Source organism: Ruminococcus sp. Marseille-P6503, from assembly GCF_900604945.1.
Taxonomy (GTDB): domain Bacteria; phylum Bacillota; class Clostridia; order Oscillospirales; family Ruminococcaceae; genus FB2012.
The window spans coordinates 968785-991653 of record NZ_UWPB01000002.1 but is presented as its reverse complement, the minus strand read 5'-3'; the positions used below and the strand labels follow the sequence as shown (position 1 = coordinate 991653).

At 45.2% G+C, this 22869-nt stretch carries 17 protein-coding genes and 1 other RNA gene; 6 read left to right on the top strand and 12 right to left on the bottom strand.

The window, feature by feature from the left end:
• The first annotated feature begins 354 nt into the window (after positions 1–354).
• Positions 355–840, top strand: coding sequence for a hypothetical protein (locus EIH25_RS10765; RefSeq protein ID WP_124101041.1), 486 nt, complete (start codon positions 355–357; stop codon positions 838–840).
• Between the two features lie 117 nt (positions 841–957).
• Here EIH25_RS10765 and EIH25_RS10760 read toward each other — a convergent pair whose 3' ends face one another.
• Positions 958–1716: an aminoglycoside phosphotransferase gene (locus EIH25_RS10760; protein ID WP_124101040.1), complete on the bottom strand. Its 759-nt coding sequence runs from the start codon at positions 1714–1716 to the stop codon at positions 958–960.
• Positions 1717–2207: 491 nt separating this feature from the next.
• Here EIH25_RS10760 and adhE point away from each other — a divergent pair, with 491 nt between their 5' ends.
• From adhE to recR, 5 genes are all read left to right on the top strand, one after another.
• Positions 2208–4817: a bifunctional acetaldehyde-CoA/alcohol dehydrogenase gene (gene adhE / locus EIH25_RS10755; RefSeq protein WP_124101039.1), complete on the top strand. Its 2610-nt coding sequence runs from the start codon at positions 2208–2210 to the stop codon at positions 4815–4817.
• 444 nt (positions 4818–5261) lie between these two features.
• An RNA gene (ffs, locus tag EIH25_RS10750) (signal recognition particle sRNA small type) lies at positions 5262–5361 on the top strand.
• Positions 5362–5403: 42 nt separating this feature from the next.
• A complete protein-coding gene (gene dnaX / locus EIH25_RS10745) occupies positions 5404–7014 on the top strand; it encodes a DNA polymerase III subunit gamma/tau (protein ID WP_124101038.1) in 1611 nt (536 codons plus the stop codon).
• An 18-nt stretch (positions 7015–7032) separates the two neighbouring features.
• Positions 7033–7383, top strand: coding sequence for a YbaB/EbfC family nucleoid-associated protein (locus EIH25_RS10740; RefSeq protein ID WP_124101037.1), 351 nt, complete (start codon positions 7033–7035; stop codon positions 7381–7383).
• A gap of 4 nt (positions 7384–7387) precedes the next feature.
• Entirely contained in the window at positions 7388–7990 is a 603-nt protein-coding gene (gene recR / locus EIH25_RS10735; RefSeq protein WP_124101036.1) for a recombination mediator RecR, read from the top strand.
• A 141-nt stretch (positions 7991–8131) separates the two neighbouring features.
• Here the strand turns inward: recR and EIH25_RS10730 are convergent, their stop codons facing one another.
• The 11 genes from EIH25_RS10730 to EIH25_RS10680 all read right to left on the bottom strand — a co-directional run bounded on the left by EIH25_RS10730 (position 8132) and on the right by EIH25_RS10680 (position 22699).
• The gene (locus EIH25_RS10730) at positions 8132–8605 is read right to left on the bottom strand and encodes an HD domain-containing protein (RefSeq protein ID WP_124101035.1); all 474 of its coding nucleotides are present in this window, start codon (positions 8603–8605) and stop codon (positions 8132–8134) included.
• Positions 8606–8816: 211 nt separating this feature from the next.
• A complete protein-coding gene (tadA, locus tag EIH25_RS10725; RefSeq protein ID WP_124101034.1) occupies positions 8817–9290 on the bottom strand; it encodes a tRNA adenosine(34) deaminase TadA in 474 nt (157 codons plus the stop codon).
• A 74-nt stretch (positions 9291–9364) separates the two neighbouring features.
• Positions 9365–10522 carry a type II CAAX endopeptidase family protein gene (locus EIH25_RS10720; protein WP_124101033.1) on the bottom strand — a complete coding sequence of 386 codons (1158 nt, stop codon included), beginning with the start codon at positions 10520–10522 and terminating at the stop codon, positions 9365–9367.
• A gap of 337 nt (positions 10523–10859) precedes the next feature.
• Entirely contained in the window at positions 10860–11258 is a 399-nt protein-coding gene (locus EIH25_RS10715) for a hypothetical protein (protein WP_124101032.1), read from the bottom strand.
• Positions 11259–11485: 227 nt separating this feature from the next.
• Positions 11486–12685: an elongation factor Tu gene (gene tuf, locus EIH25_RS10710; protein WP_124101031.1), complete on the bottom strand. Its 1200-nt coding sequence runs from the start codon at positions 12683–12685 to the stop codon at positions 11486–11488.
• 112 nt (positions 12686–12797) lie between these two features.
• Positions 12798–14876, bottom strand: coding sequence for an elongation factor G (gene fusA, locus EIH25_RS10705; RefSeq protein ID WP_124101030.1), 2079 nt, complete (start codon positions 14874–14876; stop codon positions 12798–12800).
• A gap of 21 nt (positions 14877–14897) precedes the next feature.
• Complete coding sequence (gene rpsG / locus EIH25_RS10700) at positions 14898–15368, bottom strand: 30S ribosomal protein S7 (RefSeq protein ID WP_124101029.1); 471 nt, start codon at positions 15366–15368, stop codon at positions 14898–14900.
• 220 nt (positions 15369–15588) lie between these two features.
• Positions 15589–16014, bottom strand: a complete 426-nt coding sequence (gene rpsL / locus EIH25_RS10695) for a 30S ribosomal protein S12 (RefSeq protein ID WP_124101028.1) — start codon at positions 16012–16014, stop codon at positions 15589–15591.
• Positions 16015–16246: 232 nt separating this feature from the next.
• Complete coding sequence (locus EIH25_RS10690) at positions 16247–17845, bottom strand: hypothetical protein (protein ID WP_124101027.1); 1599 nt, start codon at positions 17843–17845, stop codon at positions 16247–16249.
• A 100-nt stretch (positions 17846–17945) separates the two neighbouring features.
• A complete protein-coding gene (locus EIH25_RS10685) occupies positions 17946–18425 on the bottom strand; it encodes an RNA polymerase sigma factor (protein WP_124101026.1) in 480 nt (159 codons plus the stop codon).
• Between the two features lie 233 nt (positions 18426–18658).
• Positions 18659–22699 carry a cellulase family glycosylhydrolase gene (locus EIH25_RS10680; protein WP_124101025.1) on the bottom strand — a complete coding sequence of 1347 codons (4041 nt, stop codon included), beginning with the start codon at positions 22697–22699 and terminating at the stop codon, positions 18659–18661.
• Positions 22700–22869 lie beyond the last annotated feature (170 nt).

Genomic DNA, 22869 nt, shown 5'->3' with positions numbered 1-22869 from the left:
TTTTCATTATATGCCACTTATACTGCTGTTGTTACGCCGCCTCCCCGCTTTTGCGCTCATTATTCCGGTCGGAAGGATAAATGACCCGCGTCAAGTTCAGGCTTCTTCAGACAGCCCGATTTGTTACCCAAATGTAATATTTTTAGTCGATATCAACTAATTAAACGTTTAAGATCAAGGAGGATTTGTATTAAAACGCAGTTTTTAATAACAAAAGTGTTATTTTGCTTTACAACAATAAATGGCTGTGGTATACTATGTAATTATGGAATTAATTTATGTAAAATCTGAGTATAATTTTTATGCGGGCGGTAAACGCCATACAAGACTGGTGTGATCCGGGGGTAGATTTTTATGAAAAAAATTATTGTTTGCTTGGCCGCTGCTTGCGCGATGACAATGCTTGTTGCCTGCGGAAGCGCTGACAATAGCAACGGCGCGGTAACTCTTAACAATAACGATAATATTCAGAATGAAGACGAAAAGACTGCCGCTCTGGACGGAGAAACGTTTGAAAAGCTTCCTGACGAGAGTGTGGATTCCTTAAATTTTGTCGCGGACGCAGTCAAGGAGCTGTTCGACAACGACGGCGGAGATTGGATGTACGGCTACAAGGGAACCGGCGCTATTAATAATTCTCAGTGCTATATATTTGCGGTTTATACTTATAAGGACGACGTTCATGTAAAGCTCGGAACGGTGGCTAAAACCGTTTACGGCTCAGACCTGTATGTTCTTGACGAGCTTACAGGAGAGTATGTTAAAGCACAGCTCCCTGACGACAGCTCAAACGAATTGGCATGGGCTGAAACAGAAACTCTCGCTTTTGCAAAAAACTAATGATAAACACAGAAACGCGGCTTGTTCATATAGGACAGGCCGCGTGTTTTATACCCTCAGAATTTAATGTAAAAAGCAGGACTCCGCAAAAACGAAGCCCTGCCGGAAAGCAAAATATCAATCGTAATCAACAACGTCAATCCACTTCAGAAGGAATTCCTTCTCCGACTCGATTCCCTTGTCAAGCTGAGCCGCCGCAACGATAGGCAGCCATGCCTGAACATAATTCTTTGAGGTTCCGCTCTTCATACAGTAGCGGTCAAGATATTTGTCAGCGATCTCCGGCTTGTTAAGACAAAGCAGAAGATAGGTTTTTGCCACATCGGCAGAAGCGTTGCCCTGTCTTGCCGAACCCCAGTTTATCACATAGGTTCCTTCGTCATTGATTATAATATCCTTAGGCTCAAAGCTGTTGTGGCAAAGCTTGATATGCTTAGGCATTGAATCCAGTCTTGTCAGAAGCTCATACTTTTTGATCTCATCGATCTGTCCGAGGGATTTGATCTGTCTTGCCATTTTGTCCTTGAGCTTTGAAAGCAGAGGCATATACTGAGCGTGTATCTCACACTGTATATCAATAAACTGATTTAGATATGTATCCATCTTATCCGGATTTTCGTCCATAAGCTGCTCAAGTGTCTTTCCCTTGATCCAGTCCATCGTGATAGCCCATTTCCCATCGATAAGAGATACCTCATGAAGCACCGGCATTTTAATTGACGAATTTACCATCGTTGTTTCAACTCTTGCATGAGTCAGCGCGGCATACAGACATTTTTCCTTGTATTCCGGCTTTTTGTATATTCTGACAGCAAGACCGTCGCTTTCATAAACGTCATAAAGCTCGCTGCTTACAATAAAATTCTTAAGCTCCATAATTCATTTCTCCTTTTTATAATAACGTTAATTTTGCAGTACAGGTAAAGAAAACGTAAATAACCGACCTCTTATGTGTAAAATGACGTCTGTGAAATTTCATTTTCTTCACTGTATATATTGTACCACATATCTTAATAATGTCAAGTATTTTTCGTAAAATTCACTAATATTTATTTTTTGTTATTTTAAAATTAATTTTAAATACACATTTAGAAAACGATTTAATGCCGACGTACGATATACGTTTGATCAAGCTTGTCAGATCATTATGCAAATTGACGAACACAATTTGTTTATATTACATAAAACAATTTTCATTATTTGTGTATAATGAATAATAATGATGTCAAAAATACTAGAAAAGCTGTACGAAAAACAGATTGACAAAAAAATAACAAACAGCTATAATATAAATAAGATGAAACAGGCATACTGTAATTCGGTTTCATCAGAATACACAACGCTAATATTTTATTGGAGGTTTATTTATGGCAAAGAATGAAACACCGGTATTGGTAGACAGCGTAGAAGCACTTGAGGCGAAGATCGCCGAAGTAAGAGAAGCTCAGAAAATTTTTGCTACCTATACTCAGGAGCAGGTTGATAAGATTTTCAAGGCTGCCGCCATTGCCGCTAACAAAGCAAGGATTCCTCTTGCAAAAATGGCCGTTGAGGAAACGGGCATGGGCGTGGTTGAAGACAAGGTCATCAAAAACAACTATGCGGCTGAATACATTTACAATGCCTATAAAAATACTCAGACCTGCGGAATTATCGAGGAGGATACAGCTTACGGAACCAAGAAGGTTCTTGAGCCTATCGGCGTTATCGCCGCCGTTATCCCTACAACCAATCCTACCTCTACCGCTATCTTCAAAACGATGATCTGTCTTAAAACAAGAAACGGAATCATTATCAGCCCTCACCCGAGAGCTAAGAAGTGCACGATCGAGGCCGCCAGAATCGTTCTTGAGGCTGCCGTTGAAGCCGGCGCTCCTAAGGGCATCATCGGCTGGATCGACGTTCCGTCCCTTGATCTTACCAATACGGTAATGAAGGAAGCTGACTGCATTCTTGCCACTGGCGGACCGGGAATGGTTAAGGCCGCTTATTCAAGCGGTAAACCCGCCCTTGGCGTAGGAGCCGGAAACACCCCTGCCGTAATTGATTCTTCAGCTGACATCAAGCTTGCCGTAAACTCCATTATTCATTCTAAAACATTCGACAACGGTATGATCTGCGCTTCCGAGCAGTCGGTTATCGTTGACAAGACAATTTACGACGAAGTAAAGAAGGAATTCAAGGCGCGCGGCTGCTATATCCTTAATAAAGAAGAAACCGAAAAGGTAAGAAAGACTATTATCATCAACGGCGCTCTTAACGCTAAGATCGTCGGACAGTCCGCTCACAGGATCGCGGAGCTTGCAGGCGTTGAGGTTCCTGCTGATACCAAGATCCTTATCGGCGAGGTTACTTCCGTAGAGCTTGACGAAGAGTTTGCTCATGAAAAGCTTTCTCCTGTTCTTGCAATGTACAAGGCCAAGGACTTTGACGACGCTATAGAAAAGGCTGACAGACTTGTTCAGGACGGCGGATACGGTCACACGTCTTCACTTTATGTAAACGCTTCTACTGAAAAGGAGAAGATCGACAGATTCGGCGCCAGAATGAAAACCTGCCGTATCCTTGTAAACACTCCTTCCTCCCATGGCGGTATCGGAGATCTTTACAACTTCAACCTGGCTCCTTCCCTTACTCTCGGCTGCGGTTCATGGGGCGGAAACTCCGTTTCAGAAAACGTTGGCATCAAGCACCTTTTAAACATCAAGACAGTTGCCGAGAGGAGAGAGAATATGCTTTGGTTCAGAGCGCCTGAAAAGGTATACTTCAAGAAGGGCTGCCTCCCTGTTGCTCTCAGAGAGCTTAAGGAAGTAATGGGCAAGAAAAAGGCATTTATCGTTACTGACCAGTTCCTTTACAAGAACGGCTATACAAAGGCTATCACAGATCAGCTTGACAAAATGGGAATCCTCCATGAAACCTTCTTTGACGTTGCTCCCGATCCTACGCTTGCCTGCGCTCTCGAGGGCGTAGCTCAGCTGAGAGCTTTCGAGCCTGATACGATAATCGCGGTAGGCGGAGGCTCCGCTATGGACGCCGCAAAGATCATGTGGGTTCTTTACGAGCATCCGGACGCTGACTTCTTTGATATGGCAATGAGATTCATTGATATACGCAAGAGAGTTTATACATTCCCCAAGATGGGCGAAAAGGCATATTTCATTGCCATTCCGACGTCTTCCGGTACAGGTTCTGAGGTTACTCCTTTTGCGGTTATCACCGACGAAAAGACAGGAACCAAGTATCCTCTTGCCGACTATGAGCTTATGCCTAATATGGCGATCGTTGATACAGACCTGATGATGAGCGCTCCTAAGGGACTTACCTCCGCTTCAGGTATCGACGCTCTTACTCACGCGCTTGAGGCTTACGCTTCGGTTATGGCTACCGATTATACCGACGGTATTGCTATCAGAGCAATGCAGCTTATCTTCAAGTATCTCCCTGCGGCCTATGAAAACGGACAGACAGACGTTAAGGCCCGCGAGGAAATGGCTACCGCTTCAACAATGGCAGGTATGGCGTTCGCCAACGCGTTCCTGGGAGTATGCCACTCAATGGCTCATAAGCTCGGCGCTTATCACCATCTGCCTCACGGCGTTGCTAACGCTCTGCTTATTACCCATGTTATGAGATTCAACGCTGATCCTACACCGAGAAAGATGGGAACCTTCTCGCAGTACCAGTATCCTCATACTCTTGAAAGATACTGCGAATGTGCACAGGCTCTCGGAATCGTCGGCAAGAACGACGAGGATACTCTGAATAAGTTTATCGCAAAGATCGAAGAGCTTAAGGAAGCAGTTGGAATCAAAAAGACAATTGCCGATTACGGCATTGACGAGCAGACATTCCTTGACAATCTCGACCAGATGGTTGAGGACGCGTTTGACGATCAGTGCACAGGCGCTAACCCGAGATATCCTCTCATGAGCGAGATCAAGGAAATGTATCTCAAGGCTTACTACGGCAAATAATCAGCCTTTACTGAAATTGATTTTCATCTATAAACCTCTTATAAAAAAAAGAAAAGACGCTTCTGATATTTCTGTCAGAAGTGTCTTTTCCTTTTTAATTTGTAGCAAAGCCCGATGTGAGCTCGCTTAACATCGGCTGCGACGAAACAACCTGCGCCGCAGGAGCTTTAGCTCCTCAGACTTTCAGCAGGTAATTACGTCCCCTGCCGAGAGCCTGAATGTCCCCCGCCTCCTTAGAGGCGGGGGACATAGGCGCTAGGTTATAATGCTTTGATTTATGACACAAATTTGTTACCTAAGCGACACTGCTCTGCCGCTTGAAAACTGCGGTCAATAAAAAATATAAAAAACCCTTGCATTTTTTCCGTATATGTGATATAATAATTGAGTAATGTTAAGATTGGGTTGTTTCAGAAATGTTCCTCATCAATCCGAGATATAGGTGTGCGGGTCCTGTGCAATGAAACGCTGTGAACCATGTCAGGCGGGGAACCGAGCAGCATTAAGCGGTCTGTTTCGTGTGACACAGTTTCGCCTGCGCGCCTATATGTCGGATTGATTTTTTGTGCCGGGGAGGTGGCTGGGATTGTATCAGGCTTTATATCGTAAATGGCGTCCGATGTCCTTTGACGACGTTGTTTCTCAGCCTCATATTACCGAAACGCTTAAAAATCAAATTTCAATGGGCAAAACTGCTCACGCTTACCTTTTTACAGGCTCCAGAGGAACGGGAAAAACTACCTGCGCAAGAATTTTTGCCAAAGCGGTAAACTGCCTTGATCCTCATGACGGAGAGCCTTGTCTTGAATGCGAGATGTGCAAAAACGCAGACAGCGGTTCGCTTTCCGATATAATTGAAATAGACGCGGCTTCAAACTCCAAGGTGGACGATATAAGAGAGCTCAGGGAGGGAGTCGTTTATACTCCTGAAATGTGCAGATACAAGGTCTATATTATAGACGAGGTTCATATGCTGTCCGCAGGCGCGTTCAACGCCTTGCTGAAAACAATGGAGGAGCCGCCTGAGCACGTTAAGTTTATACTGGCTACTACAGAGGTCCACAAGGTTCCAGCAACCATTGTGTCAAGATGTCAGCACTTTGATTTTCACCGTATCAAAACTCAGGATATCGTTGACAGGCTTTTATATATCGCTTCACAGGAAAAGCTGACGCTTCATAACGAGGCAGCGGAGCTTATCGCAAGACTTTCGGACGGCGGAATGAGAGACGCGCTTTCTCTGCTTGATCAGTGCGCCGCATATTCGGACGATATAACCGCCGAGGTTGTTTCAAACGCCGCGGGAATCGCAGGCAGGGGATATTTATTCGACATTCTTGAAGGAGTCTGCTGGCGTGATACAGCCGGAGTAATTAGAAAAATAGACGAGTTGTATTCCATGTCCAAGGATCTGGCGGTGCTCTGTTCCGAGCTTATAGCTCAGATGCGTAATATTATGATTTTAAAAACCGCAGACAGCGGCGCCGATCTGATCGTATGTATGCCGGAGGAGCTTGAGCGCCTGAAAAAGCTTGCCGATTTAATTGATCTGGATACCGTACTGAGCTATATATCAATTTTGCAGGAATGTTCCGAACGCTTTTCACGAAGCTCTAATAAGTGTATCGAGCTTGAAATGTGCGCGGTAAAGCTTTGCACATATTCGCCTGCCGAGCCGGTCAGCGCCGCCGCTGTGAAAACCGCGCAGCAGCCGGCAAACGGAGCTCAGCTGGAATCGCTTACCGGAAGAATAACCAGGCTGGAACAAGCGTTGAACAGCGGTTTCGCTTCCGTTTCAGACCAGCGTCCCGTTGATCCGCCTCCAAAAAAAGAACCTGCCGAGCCTCTCAAAAAATTTGACCCGAACAATTTTACTCCTCTTGACGAGTGGAAGGATATACTTGAACGGGTAAATGAACAGGCGCCTGCAATCGGCGCTTTTCTGGCAAATTCAATGGCGTGCATAGAGGGAAACGTTTTTAACGTCGTAGTCAACAGCGATTTTCTTCTGAAAAAATTCAAGGCGTCGGACGACAAGGCTCTTCTGAAAAGGATAGTCAATGATTATTACGGAAAAGACTTCGGATTTATGCTTTATTCTTCAAAAAACGTTGATATTCAGGACAAGGAAAACCCTATCAACGAGCTTATAAAGCGAGCCCGTGAAGCTGAAATCGAAGTTGAAATAAAAAAGTAGATTTAAGGAGTTTTAATTATGAAAGCAAGATTACCTCAGGGTATGGGTAAAGGCCCTTCTAACAACATGAATCAGATGCTGAAGCAGGCTCAGAAAATGCAGGACGAGATAACTGCTCTCCAGTCCGATCTTGAACAGCGTGAATTTTCCGCTTCCGTCGGCGGCGGAGCTGTTGACATTACTATAAACGGAAAAAGACAGGTGCTTAAGCTGAACATCAAGCCGGAGGTAGTTGATCCGGACGACGTAGAAATGCTTCAGGATCTTATTATGAGCGCATTCAACGAAGCTGTGAGAAATCTTGATGAAACCAGCGACGCCGAAATGCAGAAGCTTACCGGCGGAGTTTCTTTCCCCGGACTGTTCTGATAAAATGGCTGATTCTAACGCTCTGCCGCTTGTAATCCTTTCCGAGCAGTTTGCCAAGCTTCCCGGAATCGGCATGAAATCCGCTCAGCGGCTGGCTTATCACGTTATGGAAATGTCCGACGCCGAGGTTAATGAGTTTTCACAGGCTCTTCTTAACGCCAAGAAAACTGTTCATACCTGCAAGGTGTGCCAGAACTTTACCGAAAATGAGCTTTGTGCTTTCTGTTCGGACCAGAGGCGCGATCACGGAACAATCTGCGTAGTTGAAACGCCGAAGGATATTTCCGCCTTTGAACGCACTAAGGAATACAAAGGCGTTTATCATGTTCTGCACGGGTTGATTTCTCCTATAGACGGAATTACCCCTGACAAGATCCGCATAAAAGAACTGCTGTCCAGAATTTCGGACGGAAATGTCAGCGAGGTCATAATGGCGACCAATCCTACAGTAGAGGGCGAAGCGACGGCTATGTACATATCCAAGCTGCTCAAGCCCTTCGGCGTCAAGGTCACGCGGCTGGCATTCGGACTTCCGATCGGCGGAATGCTGGAGTACGCCGACGAGGTAACGCTTTACAAAGCGCTCGAAAACCGCAGTGAGATTTGATTATTTATAAAGCGGTATCATATTTTGAAAACATATATAAAAGCTGGCTGCTGTAAAGCCAACGCCACATAAGGAAGTTTAGAAAAATGCCCTCCGAAAGAGTTTGTTTCTTCGGAGGGTGTAATTTGTGTAAGAGCATACTCATTTTGTCTCGTTAATTCTAAATTCTATCAGCAAATTACGATACCGTTCCATTTCCCGCTGCGCTACGGGAAACGCAGTATTGTACAAACAGTGATCCATGACATCTGCATCTTTCAATAATTCGTCATATGGTTCGTGAATGTGTTTTTTATCACTATGTCTTGAAATAGCAGTAGTAACTATTTTAATTTCATCATCACTATATAGCCTCATTGTTTTCAATATTGTTTCTGCTTGTTCTGCACCCTTTGCAGCGTGATTATCGCTGGTGCCACCGGACATATAAAATATATCATGAAGCATTCCGCAAGTTGTAGCAAGTTCAACATTCAAATTCCTTTTCATAGCTAACAATGTACAAAATCGTGCAACACCGTACATATGAGAGATATATATACGGATATGATCTGATTTCTCATTAAAAATAATCTTATCAATTTCATTGCGTAATATTTCAAGCCGATTTTCCATAAATTTTCCTCCTAAAACTAATTCGCTAACAGTATTATCATATGTCCTACATCGTAACAAGCAGGGAAACTGTCAATACAGTTTCCAACAGCAAGAAAATGGCGTTGTATCAATGAAGATACTTCGCCGTTTTTCTTTGAGATACTTCCTTATCTGGCGTTAACGAATGCCCGCTTTTTGTTTTATTATAAATTTGTTGCCACCGCAGACCTTAAGTTTTTTCAGCTTTTCTTTTCAGTCTTAGCTGCGCAAAAAACTCGGATAGAAGCCCGGAGCACTTTTCCCGCATTACGCCCGCGGTAATCTCCGGCTTATGATTATACGGATATTCAAACAGATTCAGTACTGAACCGCAGGAGCCTGCCTTTTGATCTTTCGCTCCGAAAACTACCCGTTCCACACGGGAATTTATAATCGCTCCGGCGCACATAGGACACGGCTCAAGCGTAACGAAAAGCTCGCAGCCGATCAGCCTCCAGCCGCCTAATTTGCGGCTTGCCTGATCTATCGCCATTATTTCTGCGTGAGCAAGCGGCGATTTGTCACATTCCCTCCGGTTATAACCCTCTCCGATTATCTCTCCGGTTTCTTTTTTCACAATCACCGCTCCTACCGGAACTTCTCCGATTTTAGAAGCCTTTTTTGCAAGCTCAACGGCTCTTTCCATGTAAAATTCATCGCTCATATTTACTGCCGGACTCCCGCAGGAGATACCGCTCCTTTCGTTTTTGATGTTTGCACAGCGCGCAGGCGATTGTTCTATATAATTTTTATAGTGAAAACCGTGAGAAAAAACGCCAGTATTATCCATGCGATAAGCGCCGTACTTGTTGCGGAAGCTTTAAGCTTTTCCCCCAGCGTCATATGCGATTCGTCATTTTTTATATTGAAATTCCAATCGCCTCTGCTGACAAGACGCGAATATGCTACAATAGCTCCTGCAAAAATGGCAAGGCAGATAACCGTTTCAGTTATCTTTCCTCCTACATACCCCAATTGAAGCGATATATAAGTCATAATAAAAGTCACTACCCTGCCGCTTATTCTCATGGCGAAGGCAGTATATATAGAACCTGATCTGACAGTGAAAAGTCCGACCACCAAAGAAGCGCAGAAAATATATCCGATCTGAGAAAGACTGTAATAGCACAAACAGCTGACAAAGCTCGTGATAAGTATAGCGAACAGATCTCCGAACTGCCTGAACGTCTGTAGAATAAGACCTCTGAATAAAATTTCTATAAGAAGCGGAACAAGAATAAACTGCGTCACAAAAAAGATAAGCATAACCGTCTGATTGTCAGTGTAAATATAATCATAATAAAGCGAGTCGATCTTAACCAGTCCAAACAAGCCGGCAAGCAAAAAATTGCCGATACGTCCTATAGCCATAACGACCAGCATAAGCAATACGCCGAAAGCTCCGATTTTAAAGGAGCCCTTCGCCACAGGCAGCATGACCTTTGCGGGAAGACGGGACAAGCCCTTGAAAACAACGATAGGCACGATATATTTAAGCAGGCTGCACACTGCGGTAAATAAAACCGCGTCGGCTCTTATCGGCTTATAATCATACAGCTCCGAATAATAAACTCCGACGCCGTCGTTTAATCCGAAATAATATTTAACCGTCAGCACGCTTCCCAGATCGACAGCCAGCATAAACAGCATTGTAATCCCCAGCAGCAAACAGCATTTAAGCAGAGCCTTCTTCTCTGCCTGCGCCGGTTTTTTCTCAACATACCCCTCGCCGTCAACATAGGTATGCTCTCTTGTATCATGCACGAATTTATAGCCGTAGGGATTTTTCTTATCCGAGCGCCATTTCAGAAACGCAGTGCTGTACTCCTCATTCTGGTTCTGATATTCATGCTCTTTAGCCACGTCTATCATATAGTCATCGTCATAATTTTCCACAGCCTCACCCCCGTTTTTATCAAGGCAATAACGCCGACCGCAGCCAAAATACTAGCCGTATATCCGCTTTACGCCTGCGAACCTGAATTGCCGTACAAAAAAGCTCTGTGCAAGCAAGCCTCTTGCAGCGTTTTCTTAATTATATTTAATCCTTAACAGCAGTTACAACGCCGAAACCTACAGTTCTGCCGCCCTCACGATACTTCAATAGCATTTTTTATGGTATTTTCTATGCTTTCTATTGCGAAAATCCTTATAAAATAAGCTTTCTAAATCTTCCAAAGTGTAACAATGCTTTTTCTCTACTTTCACTACAAACTGAAATTGTTTCCCAAAATCAATTATTCAAAAAATCTTTTGCAGATTTTACAATAGCACTATTAATATCACTGCGTTCTGCCGTTTCTGCAAGAAGCTCCCTAAACTTATTATCGCTGTTTTTATCGTTGCATATTCTATTAAGCATCCAAACTGTATGTATTGTGGGAGAATTTTTAACAGATTGGAAGAGAATATCCTCATACCCTTGTTTATAAAATCGCTCAACAAAATGAACAATCGCCCCCGGCACACCAAAATCAGCTAATGGGTGACGCTCCATAAGTTTCAACAATGGTTCAACGGCACTTAATCCTAAATCTGCTTGTTCAATTTTTTCTACACATTCTTCTTGGACTATTTCAAAATCATCACTATCAATTGTATCTTCCATTTTTTTAATCAATTCCTCTAACATTTCATACCCTCCAAATTCCAATTTACGCCTGCGAGCCTGAATTGCCGTACAAAAAAGCTCTGTGCAAGCAAGCCTCTTGCAGCGTTTTCTTAATTATATCATATTTTTATTTTTAATGCCACAGCTTTTAAATGTATTTACTGGATTTTAACATCTGATTAATTATACGCAAAAAAGTCCCGGATTTTTATTTCCGAGACTTTTAGCGATTCATTTTATTAACTGAATTAATCCTTAACAGCAGTTACAACGCCGGAACCTACAGTTCTGCCGCCCTCACGGATAGCGAAACGAAGTCCCTCTTCGATAGCGATAGGAGTGATAAGCTCAACATCCATTGTAACGTTATCGCCAGGCATGCACATCTCCTTATCAGCAGGAAGTGTGATAACGCCTGTTACGTCTGTTGTTCTGAAATAGAACTGAGGTCTGTAGTTGTTGAAGAAAGGAGTATGACGTCCGCCCTCTTCCTTCTTCAGAACGTAAACCTGACCTGTGAACTTTGTAAGCGGATGAATGCTGCCCGGCTTGCAGAGAACCTGTCCTCTTTCAATGTCAGATCTCTGGATACCACGGAGAAGCGCGCCGATGTTGTCGCCTGCCTCAGCGTAGTCAAGAATCTTTCTGAACATTTCGATACCGGTAACAACAGTCTTAGCTCTTTCCTCAGTAAGACCGATGATCTCAACTTCGTCGCCTGTATTGAGCTGACCTCTTTCAACTCTACCTGTAGCAACTGTACCACGTCCTGTGATAGTAAATACGTCCTCAACAGGCATCAGGAAAGGCATATCAGCCTTACGGTCAGGAGTAGGAATGAAGTCGTCAACAGCGTCCATAAGCTCAAGGATAGGAGCATAAGCAGGATCAGAAAGATCGTCAGGAGCATTAAGAGCGGCAAGAGCGGAACCCTTGATGATAGGAGTATCGTCGCCAGGGAACTCATACTTGTCAAGAAGCTCTCTGATATCCATCTCTACCAGCTCAAGAAGCTCTTCGTCGTCAACCTGGTCAGCCTTGTTCATAAATACAACGATTGAAGGAACGCCAACCTGACGAGCGAGCAGAAGGTGCTCTCTTGTCTGAGCCATAGGACCGTCGGAAGCAGCAACTACGAGGATAGCGCCGTCCATCTGAGCAGCACCTGTGATCATGTTCTTAACATAGTCAGCATGACCGGGGCAGTCAACGTGAGCATAGTGACGCTTGTCTGTTTCATACTCAACGTGAGCTGTGTTGATTGTAATTCCACGCTCTCTCTCCTCAGGAGCCTTGTCGATCATGTCGTAAGCCTCGTACTGAGCCTGACCCTTCATAGCGAGAGTCTTTGTGATAGCGGCAGTAAGAGTAGTCTTACCATGGTCAACGTGTCCGATAGTACCGATGTTAACGTGGGGTTTTGTTCTTTCGAAATGTGCCTTTGCCATAGGAATTTTTCCTCCTTAAATTTTTATAGTTTATAAAATACCATACTATATTGTAATTATATCAGATATTTTAAAATATTGCAATAGGTTAAATGAATATTTTTGAATAAAATTAACCCTTGCTTCTGGAAGTAATGATCTTCTCGGATATCGACTTAGGTACTTCGATGTAGCTGTTAGGCTCCATAGAGTACTGTCCTCTTCCCTGAGTCTTTGAACGCAGGTCGTTGGAATAGCCGAACATTTCAGAAAGCGGAACAAGACAGTCAACCTGAACGGCGCCGGGTCTTGTTTCCTGACCGAGAATCTGTCCTCTTCTTGAGTTAAGATCTCCGATAACCGTTCCGAGATAATCATCCGGAGCGATAACGGTAACCTTCATGATAGGCTCAAGAATTACAGGGTCAGCCTTTCTCATAGCCTCCTTGAACGCCATAGATCCGGCGATCTTAAACGCCATTTCCGAAGAGTCAACCTCGTGATAGGAGCCGTCGTAAAGCTCGACCTTAACGTCTACTACCTGGAAGCCCGCGAGAACTCCTGCTTCCATAGCGCCCTTGATACCGGCGTCAACGGCAGGAATATATTCCTTAGGAATCGCTCCGCCGACAATGTGGTTAACAAACTCGTAGCCCATTCCGGACTCGTTAGGCTCAATATTGATTTTAACATGACCGTACTGACCCTTACCGCCCGACTGCTTGGCGTACTTGTAATCAACGTTCGCGTTCTTTCTGATCGTTTCCTTATAGGATACCTGAGGAGCGCCTACGTTAGCCTCTACCTTAAACTCACGGAGAAGTCTGTCTACAATGATCTCAAGGTGAAGCTCTCCCATTCCGGCGATGATAGTCTGACCGGTTTCCTCGGAGGTCCAGGTTCTGAAGGTAGGATCCTCTTCCGCAAGCTTGGAAAGAGCAATACCCATCTTTTCCTGTCCCGCCTTGGTCTTGGGCTCGATAGCAAGCTGAATAACAGGCTCCGGGAACTCCATAGACTCAAGTATTACAGGATTCTTCTCGTCGCAGAGAGTATCTCCTGTAGTAGTATTTTTAAGACCTATAGCAGCGCCGATATCGCCTGCATAGATAGTGTCGATGTCCTTTCTGTCGTTGGAGTGCATCTGAACGATTCTTCCGATTCTCTCGTCCTTGTCCTTAGTGGAGTTATAAACGGTAGAGCCGGCTTCAAGAACGCCTGAGTAAACTCTGAAATAGCAGAGCTTGCCGACAAACGGGTCGGTTGCGATCTTGAACGCAAGAGCCGCAAACGGCTGGTCGTCGCCGGAAATTCTCTCACACTCCTCGCCTGTCTCCGGATTTACGCCCTTGATATGAGGAACGTCGATAGGAGAAGGCATATAGTCAACGATAGCGTCAAGAAGCTTCTGAACGCCCTTGTTTCTGTATGAAGTACCGCAGGTAACGGGAACCATTGTATTTGCAATGGTGCTCTTTCTGATTACCGTCTTCATTTCCTCAATGGATATTTCCTCGTCGGCAAAATACTTTTCCATAAGCTCTTCGTCGACCTCGGCAAGGTGCTCGAGAAGCTCGGCATGATACTGCTCAGCCTTTTCCTTCATATCCTCAGGAATATCGGTAACCTGGATGTCGGTACCCAGATCGTTGGTATAGATATACGCTTTCATTTCAAGCAGGTCGATGATACCCTTGAAATCGTCCTCAGCTCCGATAGGAAGCTGGATCGGAACGGCATTGCAGTGAAGTCTTGAATGAAGCATTTCCAGTACGTTATAGAAATCGGCGCCCATAATATCCATCTTGTTTACATAGATCATTCTGGGAACCTTATAGTTATCAGCCTGACGCCAAACTGTTTCAGTCTGAGGCTCAACTCCGCCCTTGGCGCAGAGAACCGTTACAGAGCCGTCGAGTACGCGAAGCGAACGCTCAACCTCAACCGTAAAGTCAACGTGACCCGGTGTGTCGATGATGTTCAGCCTGTGACCCTTCCAGTAACAGGTGGTAGCGGCCGAAGTAATCGTGATTCCTCTTTCCTTCTCCTGCGCCATCCAGTCCATCGTGGAAGCTCCGTCGTGCGTTTCACCGATTTTATAGTTTACGCCGGTATAAAACAGGATACGTTCTGTAGTGGTGGTTTTTCCGGCGTCGATGTGTGCCATGATACCGATATTGCGGTAATCCTGCAATTTACATTCTCTTGCCATATATATCCTCCTTTATACTTATTACCATCTGAAATGAGCGAAAGCCTTGTTAGCCTCAGCCATTTTATGTGTATCGTCGCGCTTCTTGCATGAACCGCCGACGCCGTTGAGAGCGTCAAGGATCTCCGCGGCAAGTCTTTCCTTCATAGTAGCCTCGTTTCTTTCACGAGAATACTTTGTGATCCATCTGAGACCGAGCGTCTGACGTCTTTCAGGTCTTACCTCCATAGGGACCTGATAGGTAGCGCCGCCGACACGGCGAGCCTTTACCTCGAGTTCAGGCATGATATTATTCATAGCCTCCTCAAAAACCTCAAGCGCGGGACGTCCCGTCTTTTCCTCTACGATTTCAAATGCTCCGTAAACAATCTTCTGAGCAACGCCCTTCTTTCCGTCCAGCATGATGTTGTTCACAAGGCGCGTTACAAGCTTAGAGTTGTATACAGGATCAAGAAGCACGTCTCTTTTAGCAACTTTACCTCTTCTTGGCACTTTAATTCCCTCCTTCACAAATAAATGAATTCACAGGTACTCGCTCTATAGCCTTGAGCTATAGCCCCGTCAGTCCAATGCAGAGGATAAAATACCGTTCCGCATACGCGGAATATAAATATATATAATCACTCTACACGCAACTGTGGTCTTCGCAGTATGCGACAATGAGTCTAACCTTTGTAAATAAATTTTTCAGTATCAAAGCGCTGGGCTCCGATTACTTGGCAGCTCCTGCCTTAGGCTTCTTGGCGCCGTACTTTGAACGCGCCTGCATTCTCTTGGCAACGCCCTGAGCGTCAAGAGTTCCTCTGATGATGTGGTAACGCACACCGGGGAGGTCCTTTACACGTCCGCCTCTGATAAGAACAACGCTGTGCTCCTGCAGATTGTGACCGATACCCGGAATATAAGCTGTTACTTCATTTCCGTTCGTAAGCTTAACTCTGGCGATTTTTCTCATAGCGGAGTTAGGCTTCTTAGGTGTAGCGGTTCTTACTGCCGTACATACGCCTCTCTTCTGAGGACAGCTCTGGTCGATAGCTACCTTCTTCTTTGAGTTGTAACCCTTCTGAAGCGCAGGCGCGGTCGACTTGGTTTCAAGAACGTCTCTTCCCTTTCTTACTAACTGGTTAAAGGTTGGCATGATTTCTCTCCTTTCGCAAAAATATTATACGACTGATTACAATTCATCAGCATACTTTAATATTATACACCGCAAATTCAAGGCTGTCAAGCGTTTTCTTTAAAAATCCCGTTTATAAAAACTACAAAAATTTCATGTATACTTATATATTTATTGCCTGTTTTCTACAAAACATACAAAACCGCCGCTGAAAACAGCAGGCGGTTTCATATTATTCAGCTTGATTTTAAATTCAGCCTTCAAACTCAACGCTGAATACGGCGACGCCGGTATCTATCCTTAGCACATAGCTGCCTCCGGCTTCATAATTTCCCGTAAATTCCGAAACTGTAAGGCTCTGCGACGGTTCAAGGCTGAATATCTGACCCAGAGCGTTGACATTAATATCCGAATCCGCCGGATAAAGCTCTATATCAGCGTCGTCTCCGGAAAATTCAAGAGCATCCTCCGTTTTATTTATATAGCTTATAGAAGCGGTCACTTCATTTTTCTCTCTGTCGATGTTTAATTCCATGAGGCAGGAAGCAAGCCCGTCCGCCGAATCAAACCGCGCGGAGCCGTTTTCCAGCAGCTCCCTTACGATCTTTTCTCCGTCAGGCTCCTGCCAGCTTACCGCAAGCTTACACTTTATCGGCACGTCCTGAACAGATTCCTCCGATTTTCGGTAAAGCAGCTCCATCAAAGCCTTTGCGCCTTCCTCATCCTTTGATATCATAATATCGCCTTCATCAGAGCTGAAAAATATATTATCCTGAGTATCCGCTACAAAATATTTATATTCCCCTCCGCCGCTTTCTTTTATAATCATAAAAGTGCGCACCGGCATCATTACGCTATTCTGTCCGTAATCGGCGGCTGTGATCCTTTCCATATAATCATTAACTGTTTCGTTAAGCAGAAGCTTTTCGTCCTCGTCGGATATTGCCGTTTCAAATATGATCTCAGAACCTCCGGCTGCCGACACTTCCCTGACGGTAAAATCCGCCTCAGCTTCTGCCTGAGCGTCAAGTTCATACTGATCTCCGAAGCTGTCGGCAATCTGAACTATATCGGCATACACATCTCCTGTATCCTCAGAATTGATATCCCCGTTATATCCGACTCTTATCTGCTTTCCGGCTTTTACCTCGTCCAATGAAATAATGCCGTTATTTTCGTCGTAAATATAGCCGATTTCGACATGAACAGTATAATAAGCCTGATTTACATAAGCTTTGACGACAAGTCCGTCCTCTGTAACATCGCAGACCTCCCCGATAAAATATCCTCCGGTCAGATCGGTTATATATTCCCCCTCCTGAAGGCTTCCTATCCGCTGAAGTATTCCGCAGGAATTTATCCTTTCCGGGTAGGTCTCCATTCTGTTTCCGTCGTAATTTACTATCAGAGTATCTCCCGTCTTAAAATTATCAAAATCCGTTTCGTTGTTGTCCTCATCATAAAAAACACAGCCGTCCGCGAAGGAAACGCTTACCAGACCTTTGCCTTCTTCATATACCGTTACTTGGTTATCCCTTACAGCAGCGGCTATTCCCCTGAAATAATATTCTCCTGACTGCTCTGCCGCAAAGCCGCGGCTTTCGCAGTCAAATACCGCCTCGTCCGCATTAAAAACGCTGTCTGACGGCTCTCCGGCGGATAAATCGCATCCTTTATTCAGCCGACCGAACACAGCGGCGCCTCCTATTATCAGCGCCAGAGCGCACACCGCCGCATTTATATAGCGTCTTTTTACATATACTTTCCTGTTGTCAGTATCTGCTGACGAAAGGACGGCTTCCTTCCATTCGGACGGCGCAGTGTATTTATCAAAAATTCTAAGCTGTTTCATAAATATGATCACTCCTTTCTCAGGTCTAATCACCGCAGCGATAAGCCGGCAGACCGCCGGAAATCCTACCGGCAGCCGTTATGCGCATACGCTTGGGGCGTCATTCAGTCAGAAACTTTTTCAGCCGTTCACGTCCCCTTTTAAGATGTGATTTTACCGTATTTTCTTTCATGCCGGTCATATCCGCGATTTCCTTTACCGAATATTCCTCGTAATAATACAGATAAATCGTATCCCTCTGTTTAGGAGGGAGACTGAAAACAAGCTGAGCCGTCTCAATATCGCTTTTGTCTTCAAAAGGAATTATAAGCTCGTTAAGGCTGACGGTGTTCTTCCTCAATCTGTACCGCAGAACACTTCGGCACTCGTTGAGCGCAACCGTAATGAGCCATGCCTTGACATTAGAGGGACCGCCCTTTTTAAGCTCCCTGAAAAGCTTGAAAAACACATTCTGAAAGCAATCCTCCGAATCTGCATAATTTCCGGTATGTACAAGGCAAAGCCTCGCTACCATATCCGCATATTCTTCAACATATTGACCGTACAGGCTGCGGATCCTTTCATCTGCATTATTTTCCATGCTTTTCGCCCCCCTTCACCAATTAAAACGCCGCAGCTTATAAATAGGTTGCAGCTGATGTGAAAAGCAAATACACAGACCCAGAAACTGATCTGCGCTACCTCATTTAATTTTTATACCATACGATAATGACGCGGATATGAATAAATCTATCAGGCGTATGCGCACGAAAAACGCTCAGGTCTGTAACAGACCTGAGCGTTAATACTGACTTTTACTCAGAAATCAATATTTTATTTTTTCTTCTTTACTACAAGCAAGGCTGCCGCTGAAAGCAGTATGCCTGTAAGGGCGATTGCCTGAGCGCCTGTTGCCGGATTGCTTCCTGCCGCAGAGCTTCCGTTTCCGGAGCCGGCAGAGGAATTTCCTGACGCCGCGGATGTTGTCGGGCTTTCATTGTCAGAAGAGCTCTGAGCAGAATCCGCCGGCGACTCGGAATCTTCCGAATCCGTTGGCTGAGAGGAAGAATCAGTATCCGTATCAGACGATTCGTCTGATACATCTGAGGATTCGTCGTCGCTTGAAGAATCTTCATAAATGTCCTCGCCGACAATTACAGTAAACTCGACTACAAATCCGTTTTCGGTCATTGCAGTTACAGTAGCCTTGCCCTCGCTCATAGCGGTTACCGTTACTCTCGCCTCTCCTGTATCGGAATCGGTTCCTACCGCGGTGTTGTCAACAGAAACTATACCCGCGTTATCGGAAACAAAGGTTACAAGCGAATCGGTATTTCTCGGAACGATCTTTACCGCCAGCTCAGCAGTATCTCCGATATTATCGAGAACTATTCTCTGGTCGGTTACCGCAGTCATCTTAAGCGCCTCGTTTTTCTTGTCTGAGGACGACTGCTTGAATTCGACGTTCTGAAGAGTGAACGTTACCTCTATGGTAGTAGGCTTATCTATAGTTGTAAAGCTTGCAACATGATCAGACGCCGTAACCTCGTCTACAACCGAACCGTCCCACGCGTTTATGGGCTTGCCGCTGTCAAACACCTCCGCGTTAAGCGCGGAAGCAAAATCGCTGTTGTTGATCGTAAGCGGAGTTCCGTTTACAATAACGCTGTCATACCTTATTTCAGCGCTGCTCAAAGGAGATTTTTTAGCGTCTCCGTTTGTAACGTCATAATCCTTGATATAAATTGCGGTAAGCTTGTTGATCTCGGTTATACCCGCCTTCTTTCCGGCAGCCGAAAGCTGGCTGTTAAGGTCAAAAGATACCGTATACTGTCCGTCGCCCGTTGCAGTTACAGGCTCGCTGAGCTCAGTACCATAGTAATTCTTCGCAGTATCGTTATAGAGGATATGAAGCGCGAGATCGATCTCTTCCTTGATTTCGCTGTCGAGAACCTCAACCTTGACCGTCTTTGTTACTCCGCTTGAAGAAGTCATTGTAACATAGGCGACGCCGTTTTTGATTCCTACCGCCTTGCCGAGGGAGTTGACAGTTAAAACGTCATTGTTTGATGACTTATAGGTTATCTGTGAATCCGCTCCGGCAGGCTCGACTGAAGGATTAAGATAAACGTATTTTCCGGAGATTACGGTGTAAGAATCGTCCGCGTTGATTGCGGTCACCGGATTTTCGCTGGTCTTAGGAGAAACCTTAACGGTTACCGTCTTTTCAACCTCGCCGTTCTGAGTATACGCTCTGACTGTGGTGATTCCTATTCCCCTTGCTCTGATCTTACCCTGTGAAACAGTAGCTATCTTGTCGTCGTCAGTGCTCCAGAGCACCACGTCATTGGAATCCGAAGGAGCTGTTTCCGCCGTTACCGTATAGCTTTCGTTAAGCTCCATGGAAACCGTTTCGTCGCTGAGAGTCATTTCCGTAATAGGAGTAATTGTCGGTCCCTGTACAACGTCCTTAAAGTCATAGCTGTTGTTCTTTGAAGTATTAGGCAGATATGTTCCTCTCATCATAGCGTCAACGATGGTTTTGAACAGAGGCACGCACTCGGTTCTGTTCCAGTAGGAGTACAGGCCTGTTTCATACTCGCCCTTGGTTCCGTAGCCCTGATCCCATACAACAGGAACAGCTCCTGCAGCCTGGCAGGCGCGGTGAACTATTTCAGAGAAATATGCTCTTGCTACGTCGTTATATCCGCTTGCGGTTCCCGACTGAGTATAGGTTCTTGTACCGTACTCGCCAAGAATAATAGGAACGTCATGCTTTGCGGCACATTTTTTGAGAGCGTCCGCAACCTGATATACCTCGCTGTAGGTCCAGGTTACATTTGTGGAAGCCTTATAAATATGAAGCGCGAACATAATTCTGTTGTCGCTGTTGTAGCTGTCGTCGGCAAGCTCAAAGCCTGACTGAGTACCGCCGTTTGCATAGTGTGAAACAACGGCAAGCCATCTCTTGGCATTGTTTGAACCGGTCGAACGTACTACGTTTACAAATATCTGATTAAGATTTACAATAATAGGAGTATCATAAGCTATAGCCTCAGCCGAGTTCTTGGCGTCGCCTTCCATGCAGGTGATTTCGTTCATGGACTCGAAAATAAGATGCTCGTCGTAATCCTTGAAATACTCTGCAATATTTCTCCATACCTTTTCGTATTTGTCATAGACCTGGTCTATATCCTCGGCGGCAACTCTCAGCCAGCCTGACTGCTCCGCGCCGTCGTGGTGAACATTGATGATAGCGTACATATCCTGAGATACGCAGTAGTCAACGATATCCTGAACTCTGCTGATCCATGTATCATTTATCGCATAGCCGTTTTCATCGTCTATCATATTGCCCCAGGTTACAGGAATACGAACCGTATTATAGCCCGCGTCATGAAGCGCCTTGATATAAGCCTTTGTGGTTTCAACAGACTGCCATAAGGTTTCGCCGGGGGTAAAGCCCGAATGACCGTCCATTGTGTTTCCGAGGTTGGTTCCGACTCCCATTTCCTTTACGATCTCATCGTCCGTAAGATCGCGGTAAGGAAGCGGATTGGCAGCCGTTCCGGTATCCTTGAAGAGCATATTTGCCTTTACCTTTTCAAGGCTTGCTCTTGCGTTTGCAAGCTCTGTATCGCTGGCTGAATCGTTGCCGTAAACGGTTTTTGCCTTTTCAAGCTCATTCTGGAACGTCTCCCATGAAGCGTCCTGATACTTCGACTGATCCATTGTATCGCAGTAATCAAGCGTCATTTTAAGCAGCTCGCGCTTGGAGGTTTCCTCTACAGGCGGAGTATCGTAGGTAGTGCCTTCAACGACGGGAGCCTTGAATCCGGAAGGATATGCGGTGCCGTTGTTGAATACGATTCCGAGGAACTCACAGTTTGTATTGTCCGTGTAAGCTTTTATCGTGATCGTAATTTCACTCTCATAGCTTGAATCCCATGAGCTTCCGTCCTGCATACTCTTGTTGATATTAACTTCAGGGAATTTGTAATTTCCGGTTCCGGCGTTTCCTACCAGACCGTCCTGGATCGCGTTACCGGTTTTGCCGTAGGTAGCCGAAGCGTTCTGACCGACAAGATATTTGCTTGAAGCCTTTCCGACAGGCTGTCCGTCGTCGCCGTCCGGTCCGAGCTTGATCTGAGCGTTTACCATCGAATCTGTTCCGCCCTCGGTCATCTTAACGTATATGGTCGCCTTTGAAGCGCCCTTCCAGTTGATTCCCGCCTCGTCAAGCTCCTTCTCCGTAATTGTATACAGAGTCAGAGGATTTTCAGGAGTAACGTCTCCCGAAGGAGTTCCTGACGAAATTTTAACATTGTAGTATCCGGTCAGAGTTACAACCGGCGCGTCGGCATTTACCTTATCGCCGTTCTCATCGTATGGATTTATATCTCCCGCAAAGGAAAGATTTATTCCCTTGAGCGAGCTTCCGCCGAGAGAAGCCTTGATAGATTCCGTGCTTATGTAGGCCGTATAGGTTTCGGCAGCGGAATCATACTCACTGTCTCCCACCGTTACAAAGTTGTCGTTCCAGCCTCCCCAGCTTGAATCAAACGGCTGGAAGTTGAAAATTTTCGTTGTGTCCTCGACATCTCCGTCAACAGTATAGGTGACCTTCAGATATTCGCCTGTAGGAACCTTGCTGTCGGAATTTGTCTGCAGATATCCCCATGTGTAACTGCCACCGTCCTCCTGAAGCAGAGATTCGTCTGAAGATACCCTCTGTTTTTCCAGAATGCTGGTTTCCGTCGCGCCTTCCCACGGATCCGCCGCGCTTACGCTTGCAGGCGCCAATGCCGACAAGCCCAGCGAAGACAAACCGACCACAGCGGACAGGAAACCTGCCATGGTTCTTTTCAGTTTCATAATTTACCTCCATCTTCTTAAAAAACTTATCATGATACCCCACACCTTTATTGTAAAGGATTACATTGCGTATTTCAATAGACTTTTGTCCCAAACTTTTCTTGGATTTTTAGGAGTTTTACACAATACGGAATCTGTTTGTACTTATACATATTTTCGACATTCTGATA

Bases quoted from the DNA above. Each gene is read 5' to 3' on its own strand.
- recR (WP_124101036.1), top strand. From the start codon at position 7,388: ATGGCTGATTCTAACGCTCTGCCGCTTGTAATCCTTTCCGAGCAGTTT.
- adhE (WP_124101039.1), top strand. From the start codon at position 2,208: ATGGCAAAGAATGAAACACCGGTATTGGTAGACAGCGTAGAAGCACTT.
- tuf (WP_124101031.1), bottom strand. From the start codon at position 12,685: ATGGCAAAGGCACATTTCGAAAGAACAAAACCCCACGTTAACATCGGT.
- fusA (WP_124101030.1), bottom strand. From the start codon at position 14,876: ATGGCAAGAGAATGTAAATTGCAGGATTACCGCAATATCGGTATCATG.
- EIH25_RS10765 (WP_124101041.1), top strand. From the start codon at position 355: ATGAAAAAAATTATTGTTTGCTTGGCCGCTGCTTGCGCGATGACAATG.
- EIH25_RS10680 (WP_124101025.1), bottom strand. From the start codon at position 22,699: ATGAAACTGAAAAGAACCATGGCAGGTTTCCTGTCCGCTGTGGTCGGT.
- EIH25_RS10715 (WP_124101032.1), bottom strand. From the start codon at position 11,258: ATGTTAGAGGAATTGATTAAAAAAATGGAAGATACAATTGATAGTGAT.
- EIH25_RS10685 (WP_124101026.1), bottom strand. From the start codon at position 18,425: ATGGAAAATAATGCAGATGAAAGGATCCGCAGCCTGTACGGTCAATAT.
- EIH25_RS10740 (WP_124101037.1), top strand. From the start codon at position 7,033: ATGAAAGCAAGATTACCTCAGGGTATGGGTAAAGGCCCTTCTAACAAC.
- EIH25_RS10760 (WP_124101040.1), bottom strand. From the start codon at position 1,716: ATGGAGCTTAAGAATTTTATTGTAAGCAGCGAGCTTTATGACGTTTAT.
- rpsL (WP_124101028.1), bottom strand. From the start codon at position 16,014: ATGCCAACCTTTAACCAGTTAGTAAGAAAGGGAAGAGACGTTCTTGAA.
- EIH25_RS10690 (WP_124101027.1), bottom strand. From the start codon at position 17,845: ATGAAACAGCTTAGAATTTTTGATAAATACACTGCGCCGTCCGAATGG.
- tadA (WP_124101034.1), bottom strand. From the start codon at position 9,290: ATGAGCGATGAATTTTACATGGAAAGAGCCGTTGAGCTTGCAAAAAAG.
- EIH25_RS10730 (WP_124101035.1), bottom strand. From the start codon at position 8,605: ATGGAAAATCGGCTTGAAATATTACGCAATGAAATTGATAAGATTATT.